The sequence below is a fragment of the Pantoea sp. CTOTU49201 genome (genome assembly GCF_032054795.1).
Lineage (GTDB): Bacteria > Pseudomonadota > Gammaproteobacteria > Enterobacterales > Enterobacteriaceae > Pantoea > Pantoea symbiotica.
Genome location: NZ_DAMBSA010000138.1, coordinates 1 through 10,364, shown reverse-complemented (window position 1 = coordinate 10,364; position 10,364 = coordinate 1). Strand labels below are relative to the sequence as shown.

10 protein-coding genes are annotated in these 10,364 nt (G+C 55.4%); 4 read left to right on the top strand and 6 right to left on the bottom strand.

What is annotated here, in order from left to right; all coding sequences use genetic code 11:
- The 4 genes from RTY00_RS11670 to RTY00_RS11655 all read right to left on the bottom strand — a co-directional run.
- On the bottom strand, positions 1 to 299 hold a 299-nt coding region (locus tag RTY00_RS11670; protein WP_409519134.1), incomplete at its 3' end, for a PTS transporter subunit EIIC.
- Positions 300 to 310: 11 nt separating this feature from the next.
- The gene (locus RTY00_RS11665; protein ID WP_008103372.1) at positions 311 to 625 is read right to left on the bottom strand and encodes a PTS fructose transporter subunit IIB; all 315 of its coding nucleotides are present in this window, start codon (positions 623 to 625) and stop codon (positions 311 to 313) included.
- Positions 626 to 649: 24 nt separating this feature from the next.
- A complete protein-coding gene (locus RTY00_RS11660) occupies positions 650 to 1,120 on the bottom strand; it encodes a PTS sugar transporter subunit IIA (RefSeq protein WP_008103369.1) in 471 nt (156 codons plus the stop codon).
- Between the two features lie 17 nt (positions 1,121 to 1,137).
- On the bottom strand, positions 1,138 to 2,700 hold the full coding sequence (locus tag RTY00_RS11655) for a transcription antiterminator (RefSeq protein ID WP_312664554.1): 1,563 nt from the start codon (positions 2,698 to 2,700) through the stop codon (positions 1,138 to 1,140).
- A 407-nt stretch (positions 2,701 to 3,107) separates the two neighbouring features.
- Between RTY00_RS11655 and parC the strand changes: the two genes are divergently transcribed.
- The 3 genes from parC (at position 3,108) to ftsP (ending at position 7,704) form a co-directional block, all read left to right on the top strand.
- Positions 3,108 to 5,378, top strand: a complete 2,271-nt coding sequence (gene parC, locus RTY00_RS11650; RefSeq protein ID WP_312664553.1) for a DNA topoisomerase IV subunit A — start codon at positions 3,108 to 3,110, stop codon at positions 5,376 to 5,378.
- A gap of 41 nt (positions 5,379 to 5,419) precedes the next feature.
- The gene (locus RTY00_RS11645) at positions 5,420 to 6,157 is read left to right on the top strand and encodes a 1-acylglycerol-3-phosphate O-acyltransferase (RefSeq protein WP_312664552.1); all 738 of its coding nucleotides are present in this window, start codon (positions 5,420 to 5,422) and stop codon (positions 6,155 to 6,157) included.
- Positions 6,158 to 6,276: 119 nt separating this feature from the next.
- On the top strand, positions 6,277 to 7,704 hold the full coding sequence (ftsP, locus tag RTY00_RS11640) for a cell division protein FtsP (protein WP_312664551.1): 1,428 nt from the start codon (positions 6,277 to 6,279) through the stop codon (positions 7,702 to 7,704).
- Positions 7,705 to 7,765: 61 nt separating this feature from the next.
- Here the strand turns inward: ftsP and dkgA are convergent, their stop codons facing one another.
- Complete coding sequence (gene dkgA, locus RTY00_RS11635; protein ID WP_008103359.1) at positions 7,766 to 8,593, bottom strand: 2,5-didehydrogluconate reductase DkgA; 828 nt, start codon at positions 8,591 to 8,593, stop codon at positions 7,766 to 7,768.
- A 205-nt stretch (positions 8,594 to 8,798) separates the two neighbouring features.
- Here dkgA and RTY00_RS11630 point away from each other — a divergent pair, with 205 nt between their 5' ends.
- Positions 8,799 to 9,710 carry an AraC family transcriptional regulator gene (locus tag RTY00_RS11630; protein WP_312664549.1) on the top strand — a complete coding sequence of 304 codons (912 nt, stop codon included), beginning with the start codon at positions 8,799 to 8,801 and terminating at the stop codon, positions 9,708 to 9,710.
- Here the strand turns inward: RTY00_RS11630 and RTY00_RS11625 are convergent.
- Positions 9,711 to 10,364 (bottom strand): DedA family protein (locus RTY00_RS11625; RefSeq protein ID WP_312664548.1); only part of this gene is annotated, 654 nt, incomplete at its 5' end.

Below are 10,364 nucleotides of genomic sequence, written 5' to 3'. Positions count from 1 at the left end.
GTACCGATCTGCCCGCAGATAAACCCGACGATCAGGCCGGGCGCGAAGCCGGGACGATCGGCAATGGAGTAGGCGATCGCCGCGCTGATCAGCGGCACAATTAAGCCCATGCCCCAGCCGCCGATCTGGTTGAGCATCCAGGCGACAGTGCCGGTCTGCTTGCCGACATCCGGGCCGCCAATCACCTGGCCGAGCGCGATGCAGATCCCGGCGGCGACGATCAGCGGGATCATCCACGAGATCCCGGTGAGCAAATGCCCTTTGATCTCCTGGCCGTACTGACGTTTGTTGTCATTCATGATGGATCTCCTCAAGCGCGCGCCAGTGAATCCGCCACTTTTTCGAGGAATTTCACCGGTGATTTGATCACTACTTCGGTTTTCACTCGCACAATGGGTTTGCCCTGAAAGCGCTCCTCGCCTTTGATCTTCACGTCAACGGCGAGGATCACCACGTCAGCGGCGGCGATGTCTTCCTGCGTCAGCGCCGTTTCGGTGCCGATGGTGCCCTGAGTTTCAACGTGGATGGTGTGGCCCAGCGCGTGGGCCCCTTTAATCAGTTTTTCGCGCGCAATATAGGTATGCGCGATGCCTGCCGTGCAGGCCGCTACACAGACGATATTCATGTGTTACCTCAAAGAGTTAGGGTGTTAACAGAGGTCGGTTTCGGCGTACTGACTAAACAGCCGGATGATATTGCTGGCATCGTTTTCCACCAGCAGTTGGGCTATCACCTCATCATCGGCCAGCGCACTGGCCACCTGCGACAACAGGCGAATATGGGTGGTGTTCTGATCTTCCAGTCGCACCGCGAACAGGATGATGCAGCGCACCTGGCTGCCATCAAGCGTTTCCCACGGAATGTCGTGTTGAGTGCGGCCGATGGCGAGCGTAGTTTGTTTCACCGCCGCAGATTTACCGTGCGGAATGGCGATGTGATTTTCGAAGCCGGTGGAGCCTTCGGCTTCACGCAGCCAGACGTCTTCGATAAAAGCGGCGCGGTCGCTGATGGCGCCGTCGTGGTAGAGCAAATCGGTCAGTTCATTAATCGCTTGTTCTTTGGTGGTGGCGGTCAGCGCCAGGTTAACGCGGCGTGGCGTGAGAATGCGCGAAATATCCATGATCAATCCTCATTCAATTAATGTTCAGCCAAAGCGCAGGAGGCGCCGTCGGGCAGCTGGCTGCCAATCATGGCGTCTGTCACCCGCCGAATATCGTCATCGTTAAAAAAGGCACTGACATATACCGCCGGAACCGATCCGGCATTGAGGTGAATAGTGGTGATCACCAAATCCACCGTTTCTCGCTGGCAAAACTCCGCGTGATTGCTGGCGGAAACCACGCCGACAATCGCCCAATCCGGGAAGGCGCGCAGGATGCGACTCTTCAGCAAATGCGAGGTCCCGACGCCGCTCGAGCACACCACCAGAATGCGTTTGTGGGCAATTTGTCGCTCCAGCGCCGCCTGGAAATGCACGCACAGATAACCTATTTCGTCATCCGCCACTGATGAAAGTCCCTGGCTGCGCGCGGTTAATTGCATCGCCTGCTGAGTTAAGGAAAATATTTCTTTCATCTCCTGCTGAATATCCTCCAGCAGCGGATTACGAATATGAATATGGTATTTGAGTCGATTTAATAATGGTTTTATATGGACTAATAACCCTTCAAATAATAATCGGTCCTGTGATAAGTCCTGCTGAATAAATGACGCGAAACGATCGATTAATTCACAGGTTATTTTTACCGATTCAGCGGTGGAAAATTGATTATGCAGCGGCGCATTATCACCACGTTCTTCCACCACAATGCCGGACGAGACAATATATTGATAAATAAAACCCACTTCATCGGCTGGCAATGCGCAGCACATGCGCTGTTCAATCTGGACCACCATCTGCTGGGCAATGTTCAGAATGCGCTGGTCGAGATCCTGCGCGCTGGTCAGCGTTTCCAGCGCCAGCGCGTTACCTTGCGCCATGCGATGCATCATGATCAGAATATGAGTGCAAAGATTGAGGTACCACGCGTCGCCCAGCGGATAACTCAGTTGCTGCTCCATCTGTTGCAGCAGCGCCTGCACAAACGCCACATCCTCATCGCCAAAATAGTGCACCAGCGCCTGCTGGCTGCCGGGATCGAGGCGCGGTAGCAGCGGCGTACCGGCAACGTTCTGCTGCATCACATCATTAATCAGCGACACCATCGCCTGGCGCAGCGTCTGCTCGTTGCCTTCAATGTGCGTGCCGCCGGGGCCGCGCTGCAGTACCAAACCCAGCGGCTGCAGCCACTCTTCAATCACTTTCAGGTCATTCACGATCGACGCATGGCTGATAAAGTAGCGCTCTGACAATTTGCTGATTGAGGTCGCGCGTGGTGCATCACTTAATAGCTGCGAGGCAATCTTCACCCGTCGGCTGTTATGGCTCAGCGCATCCGAGCTGCTTTCGTCACCGTTAAGCTGCTGCTCTAGTTGCAGACGCTGCTGCAGATCGTCCACTCGCAGGCGCACGCCGCGTCCCGGCATTTTTTCCAGCTGCAGCGACCAGTCGCTCAGCCAGCTCTCCAGCCACTGTAAATCGCGCTGAATGGTTTTCTCCGACACACCAAGCTGTGTCGCTAATGCTTTACTCGGCTGCGGCGCGGCATGATGCAGCAGCAATTTTACTAATCGGTGTTGTCGCGAAGTCAGTATTTGCATTCGGTCACCCTTATTTTGGCAAAACGTTTATGGCTAATTGATGTTTATATTTATTCCATGCCAGAAATCAGAAGCGCAAAAATGTGGTGCTTGTGGAGTATGAATTTAGGAGAGGAATCAGTAAGCAACAATACTAAATGTTGTCCCGGCTTGCGGACACTATTAATACGCTGAATCCATCGGGATATTAATTGCGAAGTTGCTCACATATTATTATCGATATTCACTGTGACATGGCTCCCATTCCGTTTTAATTTTTCAACCAATATCACGTTATTAAATGTAAGCCGTTTCTGTTTGCTGAACGGGCTTCTCTGTGACTAAACCGCACGAATAAGGTAATATCCTCGCCAAATGACCGCCGGATGTCCCGCCGTTGCGGGCCACGAAGTGAGGATGCGAGCTGAATGAGCGAATTGACGCAGGATGGTGCAGAGCGTCTTGCCCTGCACACGTTTACGGAAAACGCGTACCTGAACTACTCCATGTACGTGATCATGGACCGCGCGCTGCCGTACATCGGCGATGGTCTCAAGCCAGTGCAGCGCCGTATTGTGTATGCCATGTCGGAATTGGGCCTCAATTCCAATGCCAAATTCAAAAAATCGGCGCGTACCGTCGGTGACGTGCTGGGTAAATACCATCCGCACGGCGACAGCGCCTGTTATGAAGCGATGGTGTTGATGGCGCAGCCGTTCTCCTACCGCTATCCGCTGGTGGATGGTCAGGGAAACTGGGGTGCGCCGGACGATCCTAAATCCTTCGCCGCGATGCGTTACACCGAATCGCGCCTGTCGAAATACGCTGAAATCCTGCTGGGCGAACTTGGTCAGGGCACGTCCGATTACATCCCGAACTTCGACGGTACCATGCAGGAGCCGAAGATGTTGCCGGCGCGCCTGCCCAACATTCTGCTAAACGGTACCACCGGCATTGCCGTGGGTATGGCGACGGACATTCCGCCGCATAACCTGCGTGAAGTGGCGGAAGCGGCGGTCAAGCTGATCGACAACCCGAACACCACGCTGCATGAGCTGCTGGATATTGTGCAAGGTCCGGATTACCCGACCGAAGCGGAAATCATCACGCCACGCAACGAAATCCGTAAGATTTATGAAAGCGGGCGTGGTTCGATTCGCCAGCGCGCGGTGTGGAAAAAGGAAGATGGCGATGTGGTGATCACCGCGCTGCCGCATCAGGTTTCGGGCGCACGCGTGCTGGAGCAGATTGCTAACCAGATGCGCAATAAAAAGCTGCCGATGGTGGAAGATCTGCGTGATGAGTCCAACCACGAAAATCCAACGCGTTTAGTGATTGTGCCGCGCTCCAATCGTGTGGATCTCGAGCAGGTGATGAATCACCTGTTTGCCACCACCGATCTGGAAAAAAGCTACCGCGTTAACCTGAATATGATCGGACTGGATAACCGTCCGGCGGTGAAAAACCTGCTGGAAATCCTCTCTGAGTGGCTGGTGTATCGTCGCGATACCGTGACGCGCCGCCTCAACTATCGTTTAGACCGCGTGCTGCGTCGCCTGCATATCCTTGAAGGTATGCTGGTGGCGTTCCTCAATATTGATGAAGTGATCCACATCATCCGTACCGAGGATGAGCCGAAGCCGGTGTTGATGTCGCGCTTTGACATCAGTGAAACCCAGGCCGAAGCGATTCTCGAACTGAAACTGCGTCATCTCGCCAAACTGGAAGAGATGAAGATTCGCGGTGAGCAAGCGGATCTGGAAAAAGAGCGCGATCAGCTGCAGGCGATTCTGGCGTCCGAGCGCAAGATGAGCAATCTGCTGAAGAAAGAGCTGCTGGCCGACAGCCAAACCTACGGCGACGATCGCCGTTCGCCGCTGCGCGAGCGCGAAGAGGCCAAAGCGCTGAGCGAAACCGAGCTGGTGAGCGCCGAGCCGGTGACCATCGTGCTGTCGCAGATGGGTTGGGTGCGCAGCGCCAAAGGTCACGATATCGATCCGGCGGGCCTGAGCTACAAAGCGGGCGACAGCTATCTGGCCGCCGCACGCGGCAAGAGCAATCAGCCGGTGGCCTTTATCGACTCTACCGGGCGCAGCTATACGCTGGATCCAACGTCATTGCCGTCCGCGCGCGGGCAGGGCGAACCGCTCACCGGCAAACTGACGCCACCGCCTGGCGCGGTGATTGAGCAGGTGCTGATGGAGCCTGACAATCAGAAGCTGTTGATGGCCTCTGACGCCGGTTACGGCTTCATCTGTACCTTTGCCGATCTGGTATCGCGCAACCGTGCCGGTAAAGCGCTGTTGACGCTGCCAGAAAACGCCAAAGTGATGACGCCAATGGCGGTGCATTCGGGCGATGATATGCTGCTGGCGATTACCCAGGCCGGACGCATGTTGATGTTCCCGGTTGGCGATCTGCCACAGATGTCGAAAGGCAAAGGCAACAAGATCATCTCGATTCCTTCAGCGGAAGCCGCTGCGGGCACCGACAAACTACAATGGTTGCTGATTCTGCCGCCAGGCGCGTCGATCACCGTGTATGTCGGTAAACGTAAGCTGATCATGCGTGATGAAGATCTGCAGAAAGTGCGTGCCGATCGCGGTCGTCGCGGCAGCGTGGCGCGTGGTCTGCAACGTATCGATAGTGTAGAAGTGAATGCACCAGCGCGTCCGAAAGCCGACGCGAGTGAAGAGTAACGCTGTTATTCAGGCGATGGAATGCCCAATTTGAGGAATCTATGTTACTAATTTTACGAGCAATTATTGTTATTGTTTATTCGATTCTGGTATGTATCTTCGGCAGTATCTGGTGTCTGTTTTCACCGCGTAACCCGCGTCATGTCTCGACGTTCGGCCATATGCTTGGTCGTCTGTCGACGGTGTTTGGTCTCAAAGTGGAACTGCGTAAACCGGCTGAAGCCGCGCATTACGGCAACGCGATCTATATCGCTAACCACCAGAACAACTACGACATGATCACGGCGGCGAAAATCGTGCAGCCGACCACAGTAACCGTGGGCAAGAAAAGCCTGCTGTGGATTCCGTTCTTTGGCCAGCTCTACTGGCTAACTGGTAACCTGCTGATTGACCGTGATAACCGCTCCAAAGCGCACGGCACCATCGGTGAGCTGGTGGATCAGTTCAACAAAAAGCGCATCTCGTTCTGGATGTTCCCGGAAGGGACGCGCAGCCGCGGACGTGGTCTGCTGCCGTTCAAAACCGGCGCGTTTCATGCGGCGGTCGCAGCCGGTGTGCCGATCATCCCGATCGTGGTATCCAACACCCACGACAAGATTAAGCTGAACCGCTGGAACAACGGCCTGGTGATTGTTGAGATGTTGCCGCCGGTCGATACCTCGCAGTTTGCTACCACCTCGGTGCGCAAGCTCGCCACGCACTGCCGTGAATTAATGTCGACTAAACTGGAAGAATTGAACGCCGAAGTCGCCGAGCGCGAAAAAAGCGGTAAACTCTGACCAGCCAAAATGGGGCAGGTGATCATCTGCCCCGTTCTCAAGCCACACAGCAACTAATAATTAATTAGAACAACATGGACACGGCGTCCTCACGCCACGCTCAAAAGGTCTGAAGTTTTATGTCTTGCAGCAGACGTCAGTTTATTCAGCTTTCTGCCGGTGTAGCACTGGCTTCCGGTGCTATGCCTTTCGCCGCCCGCGCCGCCGCGCCATTGGGCGATACGCCACTTCCTATTCCACCGCTGATTGAATCCCGTCGCGGTCAGCCGCTGTTTCTTACCTTGCAGCGCAGCCATTGGTCGTTCAGCGGCAACAGCAATAAAGTGCCGGTGTGGGGCTTTAACGGCATGTATCTCGGCCCAACGGTGCGCGTTTACAGCGGCGACGATGTGAAGCTGATTTACAGCAATCGCCTCAACGAACCGGTCTCAATGACCGTCAGCGGTTTGCAGGTGCCGGGCGCGTTAATGGGCGGTGCGCCGCGCATGATGTCGGCGGGAGCTGACTGGGCGCCCGTGCTGCCGATTCGTCAGGGCGCGGGCACATTGTGGTATCACGCCAACACACCAAACCGCATGGCGCCGCATGTCTACAACGGGCTCGCCGGCATGTGGCTGGTGGAAGATGACGTCAGTAAATCGCTGCCGCTGCCGAAGCATTATGGCGTCGATGATTTCCCGCTAATCATTCAGGACAAACGCCTCGATAACTTCGCCACGCCGGTTTATAACCCGCCATCCAGCGGCGGTTTTATGGGCGACGTGCTGCTGGTGAACGGCGTGCAAAATCCCTATGTCGAAGTGTCACGCGGTTGGGTGCGCCTGCGTTTGTTGAACGGCTCGAACGCGCGCCGCTTCGATCTCAGCTTCTCCGATAATCGTCCCTTTACGGTGATCGCCAGCGATCAGGGCTTCCTGCCTGCGCCGGTGGCGGTGCAGTTGCTAACGCTGGCACCCGGCGAACGTCGCGAAGTGCTGGTGGATATGTCGCAGGGCGATGAAGTTTCGATTACGGCCGGAACGGCGGCGGGTTTGATGGATCGCCTGCGCGGGCTGTTTGAGCCTTCATCGATTCTGACCAATACGCTGGTGCTGAGTTTACGTCCAACCGGATTGTTGCCGCTGGTCACCGACAATCTGCCGATGCGTTTGCTGGCGGATCAGATTCTCGATGGCGTTGCGACGCGCACACGTGAGTTCCGCATTGGCGACAGCGAGCCGGGCATTAACGGCGTGCTGTGGGACATGAACCGCATCGATACCACCGTGCAGCAGGGCACCTTTGAGCGCTGGATTATCCACGCCGATCGCCCGCAATCGCTGCATATTCAGGGCGTAATGTTCCTGATTAAGAACGTCAATGGCGCGCAGCCGATGGGTGAAGATCGCGGCTGGAAAGATACCGTGTGGGTTGATGGCAGCGTGGAGTTGCTGGTGAGCTTCCCGCAGAGTTCGTCAGATCACTTCCCGTTTGTCTATTACAGCCAGACGTTGGAGATGGCGGATCGCGGCACGGCGGGGCAGTTGCTGGTTAACTCGGTCTCTTAATAAAACGGTGCGCATAACCGCGCACCGTAGGGTCGCCATTAATGGCGACCTTTTCATATGACTACCCGTTAAACGCTTCCGGATCCGGCCCCAAACGGTTACCGCTATCGAGTTTACTGATCTCACTCACTTCAGTTTTATCCAATCTAAAATCAAACACCTGGAAATTCTCACGAATACGTTCCGGGGTAATCGACTTCGGAATCACCACCAAACCGCTATCCAGATGCCAGCGAATCACGATTTGTGCTGGTGTCTTGCCATACTTCTTCGCCAGCTCGCGGATAATCTCCTGATCGAACACGCCTTTACCGCCTTGCGCCAGTGGGCTCCAGGATTCGGTTTGAATCTGGTGCAGCGCATTCCACGCATGCAGCGTGCGCTGTTGCAGCATCGGATGCAGCTCAATCTGGTTCACCACCGGTGACACACCGGTTTCATCGATCAAGCGCTTCAGGTGCGCCTCGTGGAAGTTACATACGCCGATGCTCTTGGTTAAGCCCTGTTGCTGCAGCTCAATCAATCCTTTCCAGGCTTCAACGTAGTTGTCTTTTTCCGGGCACGGCCAGTGCATCAGATACAAATCCACCTGCTCCAGCTGCAACTTCTTCAGGCTGGTTTCCATCGCCTGCTGCCAGTTGGTTTGATCGTCATTCCACAGCTTGGTAGTGATAAAAATGTCTTCACGCGCCACGTCGGTCTCTTGCAGCGCTTGCCCAACCGCTTCCTCATTTTTGTAGATAGCGGCGGTATCGATGGAGCGATAACCTACTTTCAACGCTTCCAGGATGGCGTTACGCGCATCCTCAATGCTCGCTTGCCACACGCCGAGGCCAAGCTGCGGCATCATGTTGCCGTCGCGCAATTTAATAATGGGTTGCTCTGCCATAGTTGCTCCTTATCTGTTGCAGTGACTTACCGTAGAAAAGATGTGCTTAAGTCTAGTCAACAAACCTCACCTCAGGATCATTGTGGCAAGCGGGCGGCACTTTTGCCTGATGGATTTCTGCAAGAATCTTGCCTGATTCTCCAGAATGGTGGAGCTTTGCACAGCCTTACGGCAAACTGACTTTTTTGCTGCCCGAGAGAGATGCATGCCATACGACGCCCTTTGCCGCCAGCTGGCGCAGCGCGTAGTTGCGCTGATGAGTGACCTGCATAAGCCGCTGTGCGCGGTAGAAAACGTCAAGCTGATTTACGCCTGCGAAACCTTGCCGCGTACGCCGATGATGTATCAACCTGGCATTGTGATTCTGTTTCAGGGGCGTAAAACCGGTTATCTCGGCAGCACGGTTTTTCACTACGACGCCACCAAATATCTGATGCTCACCGTGCCGCTGCCGGTGGAGTGTGAAACCGAAGCCACGCTGACGGAGCCGCTGGCTGGCATGTGTTTGAGCGTGGATGTCGCCAGCCTGCAGGATTTGCTGATGGATATCGGCGATGACGAGCAGTTCCAGCCTCAGGCGCAAACTTCCGGCATCCATTCTGCGTTTATGAGCGAAGAGATGCTGTGTGCGGCCGAACGCTTGCTGGATGTGATGAACAATCCGCGCGACGCCCGCGTGCTGGGACCGCAGCTGGTGCGCGAGATCATCTATTACGTGTTAACCGGACCGATTGGCGGCGCGCTGCTGTCGCTGGTCAATCGCCAGACGCAGTTCAGCCAGATTGCGCGCGCGCTGCGTCGCATCGAAAGTCACTTTGCGGAAAGTCTGAGCGTCGACATGCTGGCTGCTGAAGTGAACATGAGCGTTTCGGCGTTTCATCACAACTTCAAAGCGGTGACGCAAACCTCGCCGCTGCAATACCTCAAGCGCTATCGCCTGCATCAGGCGCGCCTGATGATGCTGCAGGATGGCATGAAAGCCAGCGCGGCGGCGGTGCGCGTCGGCTATGAAAGTCCGTCACAGTTTTCGCGTGAGTTTAAGCGCTATTTCGGCGTGACGCCGGGAGAAGAGGCGAGCCGCGTGCGTCAAACCTTACCGTTTGACGCCGCGTCGTAATCAGGAAGCTTTCTGGCGGCGTTTTTTCCAAATCACCACAATGCTGCCGGCCAGGCCGATAAACAGCAGCGCGATTGGCAGAATCATCAGGATCGCCATCACCTGATCTTCGTGGCGCTTAATAAAGGGTACATGGCTGATGCCGTAACCCAGCGTCACCACAATCCCAACCCACAACAAACCGCTCAGCCAGTTAAACAGCTGGAAGCGACCATTGTTCAAACCGGAAATGCCGGCCATGGTGGGCAGCAAGGTGCGTACAAAAGCGAGGAAGCGGCCAACCAGCAACGCCATCAAACCGTGGCGGTTAAACATATTCCACGCGCGCTGGTGATATTGCGCAGGCAGATGCAGTAGCCAGCTTTTCACCAGTTTGGTGTTACCGAGCCAGCGCCCTTGCAGATAGCTGAGCCAGCAGCCGAGACTGGCCGCCGTGGTCAAAATCACAATCGTCGGCACGAAATCCATCACACCTTTGGCGACCATCGCGCCCGCCAGTAACAGCAGGCTATCGCCCGGCAGGAATGACGCGGGCAGCAAACCGTTTTCCAGAAACAGCGTTAAAAACATCACGCCGTAAACAATCCAAACGACATCCGGATTGCCGAGCGCGGCAAAATCCTGATGCCAAAGCGCCTGGACAATCTCATGTAA